Origin of the sequence: Nocardioides sp. OK12, from assembly GCF_024341885.1 — a bacterium.
GTDB lineage: Bacteria > Actinomycetota > Actinomycetes > Propionibacteriales > Nocardioidaceae > Nocardioides > Nocardioides marinisabuli.
Map to the genome: position 1 here is coordinate 597,844 of NZ_BNET01000001.1, position 16,909 is coordinate 614,752.

17 protein-coding genes are annotated in these 16,909 nt (G+C 73.1%); 13 read left to right on the top strand and 4 right to left on the bottom strand.

What is annotated here, in order from left to right; genetic code table 11:
* Positions 1–45: 45 nt before the first annotated feature.
* On the top strand, positions 46–975 hold the full coding sequence (locus OCU29_RS02945; protein WP_261818722.1) for a zinc metalloprotease: 930 nt from the start codon (positions 46–48) through the stop codon (positions 973–975).
* A 209-nt stretch (positions 976–1,184) separates the two neighbouring features.
* Here OCU29_RS02945 and OCU29_RS02950 read toward each other — a convergent pair whose 3' ends face one another.
* A complete protein-coding gene (locus OCU29_RS02950; RefSeq protein ID WP_261818723.1) occupies positions 1,185–1,610 on the bottom strand; it encodes a ferritin-like domain-containing protein in 426 nt (141 codons plus the stop codon).
* Positions 1,607–2,143, bottom strand: a complete 537-nt coding sequence (locus tag OCU29_RS02955) for a hypothetical protein (protein WP_261818724.1) — start codon at positions 2,141–2,143, stop codon at positions 1,607–1,609. Before OCU29_RS02955 ends, OCU29_RS02950 begins: the two co-directional genes overlap by 4 nt.
* A gap of 139 nt (positions 2,144–2,282) precedes the next feature.
* Here OCU29_RS02955 and rimP point away from each other — a divergent pair, with 139 nt between their 5' ends.
* From rimP to OCU29_RS03015, 12 genes are all read left to right on the top strand, one after another.
* Positions 2,283–2,798 carry a ribosome maturation factor RimP gene (gene rimP / locus OCU29_RS02960; protein WP_261818725.1) on the top strand — a complete coding sequence of 172 codons (516 nt, stop codon included), beginning with the start codon at positions 2,283–2,285 and terminating at the stop codon, positions 2,796–2,798.
* Positions 2,798–3,796, top strand: coding sequence for a transcription termination factor NusA (gene nusA, locus OCU29_RS02965; RefSeq protein WP_179616016.1), 999 nt, complete (start codon positions 2,798–2,800; stop codon positions 3,794–3,796). The genes rimP and nusA overlap by 1 nt, the downstream gene beginning before the upstream one ends.
* A gap of 139 nt (positions 3,797–3,935) precedes the next feature.
* On the top strand, positions 3,936–4,256 hold the full coding sequence (locus OCU29_RS02970; RefSeq protein WP_261818726.1) for a YlxR family protein: 321 nt from the start codon (positions 3,936–3,938) through the stop codon (positions 4,254–4,256).
* Positions 4,257–4,385: 129 nt separating this feature from the next.
* Positions 4,386–7,259: a translation initiation factor IF-2 gene (gene infB, locus OCU29_RS02975; RefSeq protein WP_179616017.1), complete on the top strand. Its 2,874-nt coding sequence runs from the start codon at positions 4,386–4,388 to the stop codon at positions 7,257–7,259.
* Positions 7,260–7,369: 110 nt separating this feature from the next.
* Entirely contained in the window at positions 7,370–7,852 is a 483-nt protein-coding gene (gene rbfA / locus OCU29_RS02980) for a 30S ribosome-binding factor RbfA (RefSeq protein ID WP_261818727.1), read from the top strand.
* On the top strand, positions 7,849–8,760 hold the full coding sequence (gene truB, locus OCU29_RS02985) for a tRNA pseudouridine(55) synthase TruB (protein WP_261818728.1): 912 nt from the start codon (positions 7,849–7,851) through the stop codon (positions 8,758–8,760). The genes rbfA and truB overlap by 4 nt, the downstream gene beginning before the upstream one ends.
* Positions 8,761–8,781: 21 nt before the next feature.
* On the top strand, positions 8,782–9,729 hold the full coding sequence (locus OCU29_RS02990; RefSeq protein ID WP_261818911.1) for a bifunctional riboflavin kinase/FAD synthetase: 948 nt from the start codon (positions 8,782–8,784) through the stop codon (positions 9,727–9,729).
* 4 nt (positions 9,730–9,733) lie between these two features.
* A complete protein-coding gene (locus OCU29_RS02995) occupies positions 9,734–10,783 on the top strand; it encodes a hypothetical protein (RefSeq protein WP_261818729.1) in 1,050 nt (349 codons plus the stop codon).
* A gap of 134 nt (positions 10,784–10,917) precedes the next feature.
* On the top strand, positions 10,918–11,157 hold the full coding sequence (locus OCU29_RS03000) for a DUF6458 family protein (RefSeq protein ID WP_179616026.1): 240 nt from the start codon (positions 10,918–10,920) through the stop codon (positions 11,155–11,157).
* A gap of 177 nt (positions 11,158–11,334) precedes the next feature.
* Positions 11,335–11,610 carry a 30S ribosomal protein S15 gene (rpsO, locus tag OCU29_RS03005; protein WP_179616027.1) on the top strand — a complete coding sequence of 92 codons (276 nt, stop codon included), beginning with the start codon at positions 11,335–11,337 and terminating at the stop codon, positions 11,608–11,610.
* Between the two features lie 288 nt (positions 11,611–11,898).
* The gene (locus OCU29_RS03010; protein ID WP_261818730.1) at positions 11,899–14,136 is read left to right on the top strand and encodes a polyribonucleotide nucleotidyltransferase; all 2,238 of its coding nucleotides are present in this window, start codon (positions 11,899–11,901) and stop codon (positions 14,134–14,136) included.
* An 80-nt stretch (positions 14,137–14,216) separates the two neighbouring features.
* Complete coding sequence (locus OCU29_RS03015; RefSeq protein WP_306799000.1) at positions 14,217–15,551, top strand: pitrilysin family protein; 1,335 nt, start codon at positions 14,217–14,219, stop codon at positions 15,549–15,551.
* 26 nt (positions 15,552–15,577) lie between these two features.
* Here the strand turns inward: OCU29_RS03015 and OCU29_RS03020 are convergent, their stop codons facing one another.
* Both OCU29_RS03020 and OCU29_RS03025 read right to left on the bottom strand, forming a co-directional pair.
* Positions 15,578–16,303 (bottom strand): NADPH-dependent F420 reductase, encoded by a 726-nt coding sequence (locus OCU29_RS03020; protein ID WP_261818731.1) that lies wholly within the window; start codon positions 16,301–16,303, stop codon positions 15,578–15,580.
* 70 nt (positions 16,304–16,373) lie between these two features.
* Positions 16,374–16,895 carry a trans-aconitate 2-methyltransferase gene (locus OCU29_RS03025; protein ID WP_179616029.1) on the bottom strand — a complete coding sequence of 174 codons (522 nt, stop codon included), beginning with the start codon at positions 16,893–16,895 and terminating at the stop codon, positions 16,374–16,376.
* Between the last annotated feature and the right edge of the window lie 14 nt (positions 16,896–16,909).

Below are 16,909 nucleotides of genomic sequence, written 5' to 3' on the forward strand. Positions count from 1 at the left end.
CCGGCCGCCCACCAGCGGCTCCGCGCCGATCGAAGGAACCCACCCATGGCCCTGTCGTCCCGCCTCCCCGCCACGCTGCTCGCGCTGGCCGTCACCGGGCTCGCCGCCCCCGCCTCCGCCCAGGTGCCGCTCGACACCCTCACCCCGAGCGCCGCGGAGTGCGTCGAGGGCGGCCACGACGACACCGACGCCGCACGCGGCGGCCCGCACGGCACCGACCACCGCGAGGTGTCGCTGCGCGAGCAGCGGCGCATCGAGCGCCAGATGGACCGGCGGCTCGCCCGGCAGGGCGAGAGGCCCGGCACGGCGGCCCGAGCCGGCGCCACGATCCCGGTCTACGTGCACGTGATGCGCGACTCCGCCGGTGGCGGCGACGTCAGCGACAGTGCCATCCAGCAGCAGGTCGACGTGCTCAACCGCAGCTTCGCGGGCCAGAAGTCCGCGACCGCGACCGACACCGGGTTCCGGTTCACCCTCGCCGGCATCGACCGGTTCGACAACACCAGCTGGCACCAGGACAAGCAGTCGTCGAGCTACCGGCGCCAGACCCGCCAGGGCGGCGCCGACGCGCTGAACATCTGGCTCGTCGACTTCGCCTACCTCGGCGTCGCGACCTTCCCGTGGGACTACGCCCGCAACGGCGCGATCGACGGCATCCGGGTCAACTACACGACCTTGCCGGGCGGCTCGGCGACCAACTACGCCGCTGGCGAGACCGCCACCCACGAGGCCGGCCACTGGCTCGGGCTCTACCACACCTTCCAGGGCGGCTGCACGAGCAGCAACGACCTGGTGGCCGACACCCCGGCGCAGTCGAGCTCGACGACCGGGTGCCCGGCCGGGCGCGACTCCTGCACGCTGCCGGGGCTCGACCCCATCCACAACTTCATGGACTACAGCTACGACGACTGCTACCTGGAGTTCACCCCCGGCCAGGCGCAGCGCGCCGACGACGCCTTCGCCGCCTACCGGTGAGCGTCCGCCGGTCGCAGCCCTGCAGGTTGTTGCATTGCAGGTTTGTGAGGAGCCGGGTGGGGCCTGGCAGTCGCCAGCAGAGGGCATGATCGACCTGTCAGGAGCGCCGGGCCCCCCAGCACGGCGCTCCTGACGCCCCGCCTTGCGGGGGAGATCTCGGGACTCCCTCGCAGGCGACCGGGGTCCCCGGCGGAAGGGGGCGGTGCGGCTCAGGCCCCGCCCACCCCGGGCAGCGGCTCGGCCGCACCTCCGAAGGCCAGCAACGTCACCGCCGTCTCGGCCAGCAGCTCGACGGCGGCCCGGCGCCGCGGGCCCGAGGTCGCCGCGACCAGGGCGGCGTACGTCGCGGCGCAGCGCTGCTCCAGCAGTGCCGCGGTCGCCGAGACCTCGTCGGGCGAGCCCACCGAGCCGGGCGCCTCGTACGCCGCCCGGGTGCCGACGGGTCGCACGCCCAGGCCGCGCAGCTCGACCTCGAGCGCGTCGCGGCGGGCCCGGTGCTCGGTCCAGGCCAGCGAGACGCGCTCGTAGAGCTCGGGTGTGGCCGACAGCGAGGTGGCCGCGCCGAGGGTGCCGTAGACGTGCACGGCGGCGTGCTCGGCAGCCAGGACGTCCTGGAGGGCCTCGACGGTGCTCATCGTCCGCCTCCGGTGGGGGAGACGGTGGCGAGCTGCACCTGCTGCTGGGCCACCCCGGCGGCGACGGCCGCGACCAGGCGGGCCAGTGCCCCGCTCTCGGCGTCGACCGCGTGGGTCACCAGCCGGCGCCGTGCGGTCTCCTCGCGCCGGCGCACCGCCTCCAGCGCGGCCACGGGGCGCCCGGGCACCCGGGTGCGGCCGCGGGGCCCGGGGTCGTCGGCGCCGGTGGCCAGCACCGCCTCGAGCTGGGCGCGGTGCACCCGCAGGGCGGGGGCGAGCGGGGCGCGCAGCGAGCGGTGGCGGGTGCGCGTGGCCTCCAGCAGGGCGACCAGGGCGCCCACCTCGCCCAGGACCCCGGCCACGACCACCAGGTCGGGGTCGTCGCTCGTGTCCGTCGTGGCGGCGGGGGAGGCGCCGGGTGTGAGATCGGTCGCGGGGTCGTCGGTGCAGGCGGCCAGCAGCGCCGGCAGCGGGACGCCCAGCGCGACGGCGCGCAACGCCGTACGACGCGTCGCGGAGGGCTCGTGGGGCACCGCCCGACCCTAGCCGCCGGGCTCGCGCGCAGCGCTGGTGCCCGGCTCGGCCGTTGCGTGCGCGGGCCGGGGGAGGGGCTATCGTGGCCGCACCGCAACGCCCGCACCAGCACAAGAGAACACCGGAGGTCTCCGACCCGTGACCCAGCCGAAGCAGGACACCACCAGGGACCGGATCGAGGCGGAGCTCCGCGCTCCGCTGCTGGCCCTCGAGCTCGACGTCGAGGCGGTGGAGATCACCCCGGCCGGCAAGCGCCGGGTGCTGCGCGTGGCCGTCGACAAGGACGGCGGGGTCAGCCTCGACGACGTGGCCGAGGCCACGCGCGAGGTCAACCGGGTCCTCGACGACTCCGACGTGATGGGCGAGCAGCCCTACACCCTCGAGGTGACCTCGCGCGGCGTCGACCGCCCGCTGACCCTCGAGCGCCACTGGCGCCGCAACGCCGGACGCCTGGTCAAGGTGACGACCTCCGACGACAGCACCTTCACCGGGCGCATCAGCGCCGCGGGCGAGGACGCCGCCACCGTCGAGGTCGACGGGGCCCAGCGCGAGGTGCGCTACGCCGAGGTCACCAAGGCGCTCGTGCAGATCGAGTTCAACCGCCCCGGCGCCACCGCGGACAGCCAGGACGACGAGTCGGAGGAGGACGCCTGATGGACATCGACATGAGCATCCTGCGGATGCTGGAGCGCGAGAAGGAGATCTCCTTCGAGGTGCTGGTCGAGGCGATCGAGCAGGCCCTGCTGATGGCCTACCAGAAGACCTCGGGGGCCTACGAGGACGCCCGCGTCGAGCTGGACCGCAAGACCGGCCACGTCACGGTGATGGCCGCCGAGCTCGACGACGACGGCAACAAGATCGGCGAGTTCGAGGACACGCCCCAGGGCTTCGGCCGGATCGCCGCGACGACGGCGAAGCAGATCATGCTGCAGCGGCTGCGCGACGCCGAGGACGACCTGCGCTTCGGCGAGTTCGCCGGCAAGGAGGGCGACATCGTCTCGGGCGTGATCCAGCAGGGTCGCAACCCCGACGACGTGATGGTCGACCTCGGCAAGCTCGAGGCGCTGCTGCCCGTCAGCGAGCGGGTGCCCGGCGAGGACTACAGCCACGGCACCCGCATCAAGTGCCTGGTGGTCTCGGTCCGCAAGGGCATGCGCGGGCCCCAGATCACGCTGTCGCGCTCGCACCCCAACCTGGTCAAGCGGCTCTTCGCCCTCGAGGTGCCCGAGATCGCCGACGGCACCGTCGAGATCGCCGCCGTGGCCCGCGAGGCCGGCCACCGCACCAAGATGGCGGTGACCAGCTCGGCCAAGGGGGTCAACCCCAAGGGCGCCTGCATCGGCCCGATGGGCCAGCGGGTGCGCAGCGTGATGGCCGAGCTCAACGGCGAGAAGATCGACATCGTGGACTGGGCCGACGACCCCGCCGCCCTCGTCGCCTCGGCGCTGTCGCCGGCGCGGGTCACCTCGGTCGAGATCGTCGACGCCGCCGCACGCTCGGCGCGGGTCGTGGTGCCGGACTTCCAGCTCTCGCTGGCCATCGGCAAGGAGGGCCAGAACGCCCGGCTCGCCGCCCGGCTGACCGGCTGGCGCATCGACATCCGCAGCGACGAGGCTCCCCGCGAGACCGAGGTCGTGGCCCCGCCGTCCTGAGCGGGGCACCGGCGGCGCACGACGCTCCCGGTTCGGTCCTCGGGGGCCCGACACGCTAGGGTTGTCGGTGGTGGTCCATCCAGACGTTGTCCCCGCACCCACGGCCGATCCCGCTCCGCGCGGGCCCGTCCGGACCTGCGTGGGATGCCGGCGCCGGGCCACCAAGGACGAGCTGTTGCGGCTCGTCGTCGGCTCGGACCCGCACGGCCACCCGGCCGTCGTGCCCGATCCCGGGGGCGGCGCAGCCGGCCGTGGGGCGCACCTGCACCCCACGACCGAGTGCTTCGACCTCGCGGTGCGGAGGAAGGCCTTCGCCCGGGCGCTGCGTGTCAGCGGCGGGCCGGGGCTCTCGAGCGCACCGGTGGCCGAGCACCTGGCCGCCAGTACGACCAGCAGCACGACCAGCAGCACCAGCACGACCAGCAGGCACAGCACCGAAGACAGCGAGGCGGTCCGATGACCGCCCGGACGACCAGGAACTGGAGCAGCAGCTCATGAGCACTCGATGAGTTCTTCCCGATGAGTTTGCACCACCACTAACGGTCCCCAGGAACGCCCGTGACCCGGGTCTGGGGCCAGAAGGAGAATTGTGGCCAAGACCCGCGTACACGAGCTCGCCAAGGAGTTCGGCGTCGAGAGCAAGTTCGTTCTCGAGAAGTTCAAGGAGATGGGGGAGTTCGTCAAGTCGGCGAGCTCCACCGTGGAGCTCCCTGCGGAGATGCGTTTCCGCAAGGAGTACGGCGAGAAGCTGAAGACCGAGGCTCCCTCGGCGCCCGCTCCCGCCAGCGCCGCCCCGGCGGCCAAGCCCGGCCCCCGGCCCGGCCCGAAGGCGCCCAAGCCCGCCGCCGAGACCCCGGAGGCCCCCGCGGCCCCCGAGGCCCCTGCTGCGCCGGCTGCCGCCGAGGCGCCCGCCGCCGCTGAGGCACCGGCCGCCCCCGAGGCGCCCGCCGCCCCCGAGGCACCCGCCGCGCCTGCCGCGTCCGCCCCGCGTCCGGGCCCCAAGCCCGCGCCGCGTCCGGCCGCCAAGCCGGCCCCGAAGGCCGAGCCCCAGGCTCCCGCCGCCAAGTCCGACGGCGGCGAGGCCGGCAAGCCGGCCCCGCGTCCGGTCGGTCGCCCCGGCACCCCCCGTCCGGGCAACAACCCGTTCTCCTCCAGCCAGGGCATGGGCCGCAAGCCCTCCCCGGCCCCCGGTGGCGAGCGCGGCCCCGCTGCTCCCGGCCCCGGTGCCGGAGCCGGTGCCGGCGACCAGCGCCCGCCGCGCCCGCCGGCCGGTCGTGACGGCGGCGCCCCCGGGCGCTCCGGCATGCCGCGCCCCAACCCGGCGATGATGCCCAAGTCCCCGGCCGCGTTCGGCTCGGGCCCCGGCGGTCGTCCCGCCCCCGGCGCCGGTCGTCCCGGCCCCGGTGGTCGTGGCGGCGGTCGTCCGGGCCCCGGTGGCGGAGCCCCGGGTCGTCCCGGTGGCGCCCCCGGCGGGTTCGCAGGTCGCCCCGGCGGCGGTGGCCGTCCCGGTGGCGGTCGTCCCGGCCAGCGTGGCCAGACCCAGGGTGCGTTCGGCCGTCCCGGCGGTCCCTCGCGCCGCGGTCGCAAGTCGAAGCGGGCGCGTCGTCAGGAGTTCGAGGCCATGGAGGCCCCGACCCTGGGCGGCATGCGCGTCCGCAAGGGCAACGGCGAGGTCGTCCGCCTGGCGCGAGGCGCCTCGCTGACCGACTTCGCCGAGAAGGTCGGCGTCGACGCCGCCCAGCTCGTGCAGATGCTCTTCCACCTCGGAGAGATGGTCACCTCGACCGAGTCGGTCAACGACGCGACGCTCGAGCTGCTCGGCGAGGAGCTCAACTACGTCGTGCAGGTCGTCTCGCCCGAGGACGAGGACCGCGAGCTGCTCGAGTCCTTCGACCTCGAGTTCGGTGAGGACGAGGGCGACGAGGACGACCTGATGGTGCGGCCCCCGGTCGTCACCGTCATGGGTCACGTCGACCACGGAAAGACCAAGCTCCTCGACGCGCTGCGCAGCGCCAACGTCGTCGACAAGGAGGCCGGTGGCATCACCCAGCACATCGGTGCCTACCAGGTCACCACCGACGTCGACGGCGCCGAGCGTCGCATCACCTTCATCGACACCCCGGGTCACGAGGCGTTCACCTCGATGCGTGCCCGTGGTGCCCAGGCCACCGACATCGCGATCCTCGTGGTCGCGGCCGACGACGGCGTGATGCCCCAGACGATCGAGGCGCTCAACCACGCCAAGGCGGCCGGTGTGCCGATCGTGGTCGCGGTCAACAAGATCGACAAGGAGAGCGCGGACCCGACCAAGGTCCGTGGCCAGCTCTCCGAGTACGGCCTGGTGCCCGAGGAGTACGGCGGCGACGCGATGTTCGTCGACGTCTCGGCCAAGTCCGAGCTCAACCTCGACAAGCTGCTCGAGGCCGTCGTGCTGACCGCCGACGCCTCCCTCGACCTGCGGGCCAACCCCGAGCAGGACGCACAGGGCCTGGTCATCGAGGCGCACCTGGACCGCGGTCGCGGTCCGGTCGCCACGATCCTGGTCCAGCGCGGCACGCTGCGCGTGGGCGACTCGATCGTGGCGGGCCCGGCCTACGGCCGCGTGCGCGCCATGCTCGACGAGCACGGCGAGAGCATCGACGAGGCCGACCCGTCGCGTCCCGCGATGGTCCTGGGCCTGACCGCCACCCCGGGTGCCGGCCAGAACTTCCTCGTCGTCGACGACGACCGGATGGCCCGCCAGATCGCCGAGAAGCGCGAGGCGCGCGAGCGGGCGGCCATGCAGGCCAAGCGCCGTGTCCGCCGCACGCTCGAGGACTTCATGGCCTCCATGGAGAAGGGCGAGAGCCAGGAGCTCAACCTCATCCTCAAGGGCGACGTGTCCGGTTCGGTCGAGGCCCTCGAGGACGCCCTGTCGGCGCTCGACGTGGGTGACGAGGTCAGCCTGCGCGTCATCGACCGCGGTGTCGGTGCGATCACCGAGACCAACGTCGACCTGGCCGCCGCCTCCGACGCGATCATCATCGGGTTCAACGTCCGGCCCCAGGGCAAGGCGACCGAGATGGCCGACAAGGAGGGTGTCGAGATCCGCTACTACTCGGTCATCTACCAGGCGATCGAGGAGATCGAGGCGGCCCTCAAGGGCATGCTCAAGCCCATCTACGAGGAGTCGACCCTGGGTCAGGCGGAGATCCGCGCGATCTTCCGCTCCTCCAAGATCGGCAACATCGCCGGCTGCATGGTCACCAGCGGCCTGATCCGCCGCAACGCCAAGGTCCGCGTCATCCGCGACGGCAACGTCGTGGCCGACAACCTCGACCTGGCCTCGCTCAAGCGGGAGAAGGACGACGCCTCGGAGGTCCGCGAGGGCTTCGAGTGCGGTCTGGTGCTCAAGAACTTCCAGGACATCAAGGAAGGCGATGTCGTGGAGGCGTTCGAGATGAAGGAGATCCCGCGCAGCTGATCGCGGCTCCACCGCTGCCCGAGGGCAGCACAGCAGCAACCGGCGCCCGTCCCCACCTCGTGGGGGCGGGCGCCGCTCGACTCACACCCCCACGTTCGTAAGGTAGGAACATGACCAACCCCCGGGTGCGCAAGATCGCCGACCGGATCCAGGTGATCGTCGCCGAGATGCTCGAGCGCCGCGTCAAGGACCCGCGGCTCGGCTTCGTGACCGTCACCGACGTGCGTGTCACCGGCGACACCCAGCACGCCAGCGTCTTCTACACCGTGCTCGGCGTCGGTGGCCCCGGTGCCGCTGACGACGAGGAGGCCCAGCTGGCCGCGACCGCGGCCGCGCTCGAGTCGGCCAAGGGGCTGCTGCGCTCCGAGGTCGCCAAGCAGCTCGGCATGCGCCTGGCCCCGACGCTGGAGTTCATCCACGACGCGCTGCCCGAGACCGCGCGCCAGCTCGACGAGGTGCTGGCGCGGGCCCGTGCCCAGGACGAGGCCGTCGCCGCCCAGCGCGGCGCGGCGTACGCCGGCGAGGCCGACCCCTACAAGAAGCCCCGCGAGGACTCCGAGGAGTCCGAGGGCGAGGACGAGCCCGAGGCGTGAGGCCCTCCGCCCCGGTGACCCCCGGGCTGGTCGTCGTCGACAAGCCCGCGGGGATCACCTCCCACGACGTGGTCTCGCGGGTGCGCCGGCTGGCCGGGACCCGCAAGGTCGGCCACGCCGGCACCCTCGACCCGATGGCCACCGGTGTGCTGGTGCTCGGGGTCGACCGGGCCACCCGGCTGCTGGGCCACCTGATGCTCACCGAGAAGGCGTACGACGCCACGGTGCGGCTCGGCGTCGCGACCGGCACCGACGACGCCGAGGGCGAGACCCTCTCGGCCGTCGGTGCCGCGGGCGTGGAGGAGCGGGCCGTGCGCGAGGTGCTCGCCGGCTTCGTGGGCGACATCGAGCAGGTCCCCACGGCCGTCTCGGCGATCAAGGTCGACGGCAGGCGCGCCTACCAGCGGGTCCGCGACGGCGAGCAGGTCGAGCTGAAGGCGCGCCCGGTCACCATCCACGAGCTCGTCGTGCACCAGGTGCGTCCCGCCACGGCCGCCGACGCCGCGGGGGAGCCGGTCGAGGTGCTCGACGTCGACATCTCGATGCGCTGCTCCTCGGGCACCTACGTGCGCGCGGTCGCCCGCGACGCCGGCGCCGCGCTGGGCACCGGCGGCCACCTCACCGCGCTGCGCCGCACCGCGGTGGGCCCCTACGACCTCGACGTGGCCCGCACCCTCGACGACCTGGCCGACGACTTCGCGGTGCTGCCGCTGGCCACCGCCGCCCGGGCCGCGTTCGCGAGCCTCGACCTCGACGAGCAGCAGGCGCGCGACGTACGTGTCGGCCGCCCGATCGACGTCCCGCTCGAGGAGATGACGGGGGTCTTCGACCCCGACGGTGAGTTCCTGGCGCTCTACGAGCCGCGCGAGGGCCGGGCGCGCCCGGTCGCGGTGTTCGTGCAGGGTTGAGCCGGGGATAGGGTCGTGACCGTGCAGCTCTGGCGTTCCCTGGACGACGTGCCCGCCGACCTGGCCCGCACCGTCGTCACCATCGGCAACTTCGACGGCGTCCACCTGGGCCACCGCCAGGTGCTGGCCCGGGCCCGGCGGGTCGCCGACGACCGCGGCCTGACCCTGGTGGTCGTCACCTTCGACCCGCACCCGATGGCCGTGCTGCGCCCCGAGCACGCCCCCACCTCGCTGACCACGCTCGAGGCGCGGGCCGAGCTGCTGGCCGAGGCCGGCGCCGACGCCGTGCTGGCGCTGCCCTTCGACCGCGACGTGGCCTCCTGGACGCCCGAGGAGTTCGTCGACCGGGTGCTGGTCGACGGCCTGGGCGCCGCCGCCGTCGTCGTGGGGGCCAACTTCCGCTTCGGGCACCGGGCCGCCGGTGACGTGGGGACCCTGGTGGCGCTGGGCGCCGACCGTGACCTGGACGCCGAGGGCATCGAGCTCGACGGGGGACCGCAGGTGTGGTCCTCCACCTACGTGCGCACCTGCCTGGCGGCCGGCGACGTCGCCGGGGCGGCGGAGGCCCTGGGCCGGCCCTACGCCGTGCGCGGCGAGGTCGTGCGCGGCGACCAGCGCGGCCGGGACCTGGGCTACCCGACCGCCAACGTGCCGGTCGGCCCGCGCAGCGCGGCCCCGGCCGACGGCGTGTACGCCGGGTGGCTGCGCCGCCTCGACACGGGGGAGAGCCTGCCCGGCGCGATCAGCGTCGGCACCAACCCCACCTTCGCCGGCGAGCGCGAGCGCCGCGTCGAGACCTACGTCCTCGACCGCACCGACCTCGACCTGTACGGCGTCGAGGTAGAGGTCGGCTTCGTCGACCGGCTGCGCGGGATGGTCGCCTTCGACTCCGTCGAGGAGCTGCTCGAGCAGATGGCCGACGACGTGGACCGCGCCCGCGAGGCGCTGCGCCCGGCACCGGGGGCCTGAGCCGGTGCCCTCGCGTCCCTCGCTGCCGCTGCGCGGGCGCCACGGCCGCGGCGAGGACCCGCTCGAGCGCACCGACGCGTGGTTCCTGGCCAACGGGCTGTCCTACTTCGTGCCCGAGAAGCGCTCCGAGGCCAGGGCCGCGCTCTCGCCCCGCCGCACCGTGCCGCGCCTGCTGCTGGTGGCGCTGGTCGCCGCCGCGGGCGGGGCGGCGCTGGCCTGGGTGACCGGGCAGGTGAGCGCCGCGCCGGCGGTCGTGCTCTCGCTGGTCATCGCCGCCACCGTGGTCTACGCGCTGACGGTGCTGCACGCGCGCCCGATCGTGACGTGGGCGCTGGCGCGCACCGTGGCCGGGCTGCGCTCGCTGCTGCCGCTGGCCACCCGGGCGCTGCCGCTGCTGCTGGTCTTCGTGACCTTCCTCTTCATCAACGCCGAGGTCTGGCAGCTCGCCGCCGAGCTGGAGACCGGCGCGCTGTGGCTGGTGGTGCTGCTCTTCGCCGTGCTCGCGGTGGCGTTCCTGGGCGTGCGCCTGCCCGAGGAGGTCGACAAGGTCGACGACGAGGTCGACGACGCCTTCCTCGTGCGCGCCTGCGCCGGCACCCCGCTGGAGGCCGAGTGCGCCCGCCTGGTGGCCGACCCCGACGCCGACCCGGCGTCGTACGCGACGGTCACCGGCTTCGAGCGCGCCAACCTGGTGCTCGCGATGGTCGTCATCCAGGCCGCGCAGGTGCTGCTGATGGCCGGTGGCGTGCTGATCTTCTTCCTGCTCTTCGGGGCGCTGACGATGGGCGTCGACGTGCAGGCCGCCTGGACCGGCCAGGCGGTCGACGAGATCACCAAGCTGCCCTACCTGGTGCAGGTGTCGGTGCCGCTGGGCAAGGTCTCGCTCTTCCTGGCGGCGTTCTCGCTGCTCTACCTGGCGGTCTCGACCGTCACCGACGACACCTACCGCGAGCAGTTCTTCGGGCGGGTCACCCGCGAGCTCGAGCGCGCCGTGGGGGTGCGGGCGGTCTACCTCGCGCTGCGGGCCGAGCGGGCCGAGCCCGGCGAGGCCTGAGCGGCGCCCACCCGCGTGGGGGTGGTCCGGTCCACCGGTGCGTAGGAGTTTGGGGAGCGGACCAGGTGGACACCATGGTCCGAGGCGCCCACGCTCCCTCCCCTGACCGGGCGCCACCGACGAAAGGACACACCATGGGTTACGGACTCGGAGCCTTCCTGCTGGCGGTCGGCCTCATCCTGGCGCTGGCCGTGCAGGACGCCGTCGACGGCGTCGACCTCCAGATGATCGGCTGGATCCTCACGATCGTCGGTCTCGGCGTCATCATCCTGTCCGCGGTGACGCTGAACTCGGGCCGTCGCAAGGGCACGGTCGCCACGACCACGCACGCCGACGGCTCGGTCACCGAGCGTCGTACCGAGCACGACGTGTGAGCACCTCCCGCTGAGCCGGCCACGAGCGGCGTCCGACCCGGGATTTCGGGTTGGGCGCCGCTCGTCGCTATTGTTGCCCGGTTGCCGTAGAACGGCCGCGGACCAAGAGTGCCCGGGTGAACAGGCCCCGGCGCGCCGCGCAGCGAGAGCCCCAGCAGGGGCGAGAAGGGAGCCCGCATGTCGATCGGTACCGACGCGGAGACCAAGAAGAAGATCATTGCCGAGTACGCCGTCGCCGAGGGCGACACCGGCTCGCCCGAGGTCCAGATCGCGCTGCTGAGCCACCGCATCAGCCACCTCACCGAGCACCTCAAGCAGCACAAGCACGACCACCACAGCCGTCGTGGCCTGCTGCTCCTGGTGGGCCAGCGCCGCCGGCTGCTGAACTACCTGAACAAGTCCGACATCAACCGGTACCGCTCGATCATCGAGCGCCTCGGTCTGCGTCGCTGACCTCGCACCACTCGTGATGGGCGGAGCGGCTGCCCGACAGGGGCAGCCGCTTCGTCGCATTCCGGGCCCGGAGCACTAGGCTCGGGCCTGCACAACTGAAGAACCCACACCAGGAGCGACCCGCGCGCACCGGCCCGGTCCTCGGTAGTGGCCCTCAGCACCGCGAGCGAGCGGTCTGCGGGCCTCGATCGAAGACCGGCCCCCGCACCACCGGCGGGCCCTGGGCATCGCCCCCCGCCCCGCAGCGGGACGCGGCGGATCGCTCCGTGAGAAGGACAAGGATCCCTTTTGACTGAGAACAACACGGCCGAGCCCGTCATCTCCGCTGTCGAGACCGTCCTCGACAACGGCAAGTTCGGCACCCGCACCATCAAGTTCGAGACCGGGCTGCTGGCCCGCCAGGCGGCCGGTTCGGTCACCGCCTACCTCGACGACGACACGATGCTGCTCTCGGCGACCACCGCCGGCAAGCACCCCAAGGACCACTTCGACTTCTTCCCCCTGACGATCGACGTCGAGGAGCGGATGTACGCCGCGGGCCAGATCCCCGGCTCGTTCTTCCGCAGCGAGGGTCGCCCGGGCGAGGACGCCATCCTCACCTGCCGCCTCATCGACCGCCCGCTGCGCCCGACCTTCAAGAAGGGTCTGCGCAACGAGGTCCAGGTCGTCATCACCGTGATGGCGCTCGACCCCGACCAGCCCTACGACGTGCTCGCGATCAACGCGGCCTCGATCTCCACCCAGCTCTCCGGCCTGCCGTTCTCCGGCCCCGTCGGCGGCGTGCGCGTGGCGCTGATCGAGGGCCAGTGGGTCGCCTTCCCGACCCACAGCCAGCTCGAGGACGCCGTCTTCGACATGGTCGTGGCCGGTCGGGTCACCGACACCGGCGACGTGGCCATCATGATGGTCGAGGCCGAGGCCACCGAGCACGCCTGGACCCTGATCCAGGGCGGCGTCCAGGCGCCGACCGAGGAGGTCGTGGCCAGTGGCCTCGACGCCGCGAAGCCCTTCATCAAGCAGCTGTGCGAGGCCCAGGCCGAGCTGGCCAACGTGGCCGCCAAGCCGGTCCAGGACTTCCCGGTCTTCCTCGACTTCGAGGACGACGTCTACGAGGCCGTCACCAAGGCCGCCAAGGACGACCTGACCGCCGCGATGACCATCGGCGACAAGCAGGAGCGCGAGGCGCGCACCGACGAGCTCAAGGCCGGGCTGCTCGAGAAGCTGGCCGGTCAGTTCGAGGGCCGCGAGAAGGAGATCGGCGCCGCGTTCCGCGGGCTGAACAAGGAGGTCGTGCGCGAGCGCGTCCTGCGCGACAAGGTCCGCATCGACGGCCGTGGCCTCGCCGACATCCGCCCGCTGCACTCGGAGGTCGGCCTGATCCCGCGCGTGCACGGCTCGGCGCTCTTCGAGCGCGGCGAGACCCAGATCCTGGGTGTCACCACGCTCAACATGCTCAAGATGGAGCAGCAGCTCGACACCCTCTCCCCGGAGAAGTCGCGCCGCTACATGCACAAGTACGTCTTCCCGCCGTTCTCCACCGGCGAGACCGGTCGCGTGGGCTCGCCCAAGCGCCGCGAGGTCGGCCACGGTGCGCTCGCGCGCCGCGCGCTGCTGCCGGTGCTGCCCAGCCGCGAGGAGTTCCCCTACGCGATCCGCCAGCTCTCCGAGGCCATGGGCTCCAACGGCTCCACCTCGATGGGCTCGGTCTGCGCCTCCACGATGTCGCTGCTGCACGCGGGTGTCCCGCTGCGCGCCGCCGTCGCCGGCATCGCGATGGGCCTGATCTCCGGTGAGATCGACGGCCAGACCCAGTACGTCGCGCTCACCGACATCCTCGGTGCCGAGGACGCGTTCGGCGACATGGACTTCAAGGTCGCCGGCACCCGCGAGTTCGTCACCGCCCTGCAGCTCGACACCAAGCTCGACGGCATCCCCGCCGAGGTGCTGGCCGCCGCGCTGACCCAGGCCCGCGACGCGCGCCTGGCGATCCTCGACGTGATGGCCGAGGCCATCGACGAGCCCGAGGAGATGTCGCTGCACGCGCCGCGGATCATCACCGTCAAGGTGCCCGTGGACAAGATCGGCGAGGTCATCGGCCCCAAGGGCAAGGTGATCAACCAGATCCAGGACGACACCGGCGCCACGCTGTCGATCGAGGACGACGGCACCGTCTACATCGGTGCCACCAACGGCGAGGCCGCCGAGGCGGCCCGCTCGGCCGTCAACGCGATCGCCAACCCGACGATGCCCGAGGTCGGCGAGCGCTACCTCGGCACCGTCGTGAAGACGACGAACTTCGGTGCGTTCGTCTCGCTGATGCCGGGCAAGGACGGGCTGCTGCACATCAGCAAGCTGCGCGGCCTCGCCGGCGGCAAGCGCGTCGACTCCGTCGAGGACGTCGTCTCGGTCGGGCAGAAGCTCCAGGTCGAGATCGGCGAGATCGACGACCGCGGCAAGCTCTCGCTCGTCCCGGTGCTCGAGGAGGGCGCGGAGGACGCGGCCGAGGAGAGCACCGAGCAGGAGTGACCTCCCGCTGATCAGCTCCACCGGTCGACCCGCCCGAGTCCCTCGGGCGGGTCGACCGCTTTTTCCCCCAGGAGGACCCCGTGAGCCACACCCAGCACCTGAGCACCACCCCGGACCACGCGGCGCCGACCGCCGCCGGCGCCACCCGCACCGAGGACCTGCCTGGCGCGCCCGGCGTACGCCGCAGCGTGCTGCCCTCGGGCCTGCGGGTGGTCACCGAGCACATGCCCGGCGTCCGCTCCGCGGCCGTGGGGGTCTGGGTGGGCGTGGGCTCGGTCGACGAGGACGACACGCTGCACGGCTGCTCGCACTTCCTCGAGCACCTGCTCTTCAAGGGCACCGGCTCGCGCTCGGCGCTGGACATCTCGATCGCGCTCGACACGGTCGGCGGTGAGTTCAACGCCTTCACCGCCAAGGAGTACACCTGCTTCCACGCGCGGGTCCTCGACGAGGACCTGCCGCTGGCCGTGGACGTGCTCGGCGACATGATGACCGACAGCCTGCTGGAGGCGGCCGACGTCGAGGCCGAGCGCGAGGTCATCCTCGACGAGATCGCCATGCACGACGACGACCCCGACGACGTGGTGCACCAGCTCTTCGCCGAGCAGGCCTACGGTGCCAGCTCCGACCTGGGCCGCTCGATCGCCGGCACCGAGGCCAGCATCCGGGCGCTCACCCGCGAGCAGGTGCACGGGTTCTACCGCCGGCACTACCGCCCCGCGACGATGGTGGTCTCGGCGGCCGGCAACGTCGACCACGACGAGGTCGTGCGCCTCGTCGAGGCGGCCTTCGGTCGCGGTGGCTTCCTCGACGTGGTCGAGGAGCCGGTCCCGGTGACCGGCCGCGGCGTGGCGGTGCCGGTGACCCCCGGCCGCTCGAGCGAGACCCGGCCCTTCGAGCAGGTCAACGTGGTGCTCGGGATGGAGGGGCTGCGCCGTGACGACCCGCGCCGCTTCGCGCTCGGGGTGCTCAACACCGCGCTCGGCGGGGGCACCTCCAGCCGGCTCTTCCAGGAGGTCCGCGAGGTCCGGGGCCTGGCCTACTCGGTCTACTCCTTCGCCGGCCACCACGCCGACTCGGGCCTGGTGGGCGTCGGTGTCGGCTGCCTGCCCGGCAAGCTCGACGCCGTGCTCGAGGTGGTCCGCGGCGAGCTGGCCAAGGTGGCGGCCGAGGGCATCACCGAGGAGGAGCTGGGACGCGGTCAGGGCCAGCTGCGCGGTGGGCTGGTCCTGGGCCTGGAGGACTCCGGCTCGCGGATGGCGCGCATCGGCAAGGCCGAGCTGGTGCACACCGAGCTGCTGGGCATCGAGGAGGTGCTGCGGCGCATCGACGCCGTCACCCTCGAGCAGGTGCGCGACGTGGCCGCCGAGGTCTTCGCCCGGCCTGAGGTCCTCGCGGTGGTCGGCCCGGCCTGAGACCGGGCCGACCACCAGGGGGCTGCTCAGCCGCCGACGGGGCCCTCGTTGCGGGCTGCGTCGAGCACCCGGCGCACGTCCTGCGCCGGGGTCGGCGAGGACGGCGGCATGCCGACGGCCTGGCCGGGCTTGGCGGCCGAGGCGTCGGCCTCGGGGTCGAAGTAGACCGCGCCGTAGGCCGGGGTGCCCGGCTCGAAGCGCCAGCTGTCGGCGAGGCCGCCGGCCACGACCGTGTCGTAGCCCAGCGTGTCGAGGAACGCGGTGGCCTCGCGCAGCGCGGCCTCGTCGTCACCGGCGATCGGCAGCGCCGAGCGCTCCGGCGACCCGGTCGGACGGGCCAGCTCGGGCAGGTGGCCGTAGAAGATGTTGTTGAAGACCTTCACGACGCGGGCCTCGGGGAGGTGCTGCTGGACCCAGGCGCTGGTCGTGGTGCTGCGGTCGTCCAGCTCGGCGACGTTGCCGTCGCGCTGGGGGTAGTAGTTGCTGGTGTCGAGCACCAGCCGCCCGGCCAGCGCCTCGGCGGGGAGCGAGGGCACGGCCTTGAGGGGGACGGTGACGACGACGACGTCGCCGGCCTCCGCCGCCTCCTGGGCGGTGGCGGCCCGGGCCCGGGGGCCCAGCTCGGCCACCAGGTCGGTGAGGGTCTCGGGCCCGCGCGAGTTGCTGAGGACCACGTCGTGGCCGGCGGCGACCGCCAGGCGGGCCACGCCGCTGCCGATGTTGCCGCTGCCGATGAGTGCGAGTGTTGTCATGTCAGGAGAGCGCCGAGGGCGCCCTGACGATTCCCGCCCGCCAGGAGGCGGAGGTCACTGCCGTGGGTGGTCAGCCGATGCGCTTGCCGATGATGCCGACCACGGCCGGCGCCTTGCGCTGGACCACCGAGACGCGGAACCCGCCCTGGGCCAGGGCTCCCGACGCCTTCTCGACGATCGTCGGCACCTGCTCGGGCCGGGTCGCCTCGAAGAACAGGTAGACCGCTCCGCCGGGCAGCACCCGCTCGTGCAGCAGCGCGATCTCGTCGGCGCAGTCGCGCACCCAGAAGAGGTTGACGTTGAAGGCGTAGACCTTCGTCAGGCGCTTGACCGGGACCCGCAGGGTGGCGAGGTCGATCTGGCGCACCGTGAGCCGCCCCGCCTCGACGTACTGCGCGCAGCGCCGCTTGGTGCGGTCGACGCCGGACTCGGACCGGTCGATCGCGAAGACCTTGCCGGCCGTCACCCGGCTGCAGATCAGCTCGGCACCGGCGCCCGGGCCGCAGCCGATCTCGAGGACGTGGTCGTTCGGCTGGAGGTCCATGATGTCGACCGCCCACCGGATCCGCGCCGGAATCGTCTGCAGTGCCATGGCAGCAGCCTGCC

Coding starts and splice junctions, on each gene's coding strand:
- OCU29_RS03020 (WP_261818731.1), bottom strand. CDS start 16,303: ATGACAACACTCGCACTCATCGGCAGCGGCAACATCGGCAGCGGCGTG.
- nusA (WP_179616016.1), top strand. CDS start 2,798: ATGGACATCGACATGAGCATCCTGCGGATGCTGGAGCGCGAGAAGGAG.
- rbfA (WP_261818727.1), top strand. CDS start 7,370: ATGACCAACCCCCGGGTGCGCAAGATCGCCGACCGGATCCAGGTGATC.
- rpsO (WP_179616027.1), top strand. CDS start 11,335: ATGTCGATCGGTACCGACGCGGAGACCAAGAAGAAGATCATTGCCGAG.
- OCU29_RS02945 (WP_261818722.1), top strand. CDS start 46: ATGGCCCTGTCGTCCCGCCTCCCCGCCACGCTGCTCGCGCTGGCCGTC.
- OCU29_RS03000 (WP_179616026.1), top strand. CDS start 10,918: ATGGGTTACGGACTCGGAGCCTTCCTGCTGGCGGTCGGCCTCATCCTG.
- OCU29_RS02950 (WP_261818723.1), bottom strand. CDS start 1,610: ATGAGCACCGTCGAGGCCCTCCAGGACGTCCTGGCTGCCGAGCACGCC.
- OCU29_RS03025 (WP_179616029.1), bottom strand. CDS start 16,895: ATGGCACTGCAGACGATTCCGGCGCGGATCCGGTGGGCGGTCGACATC.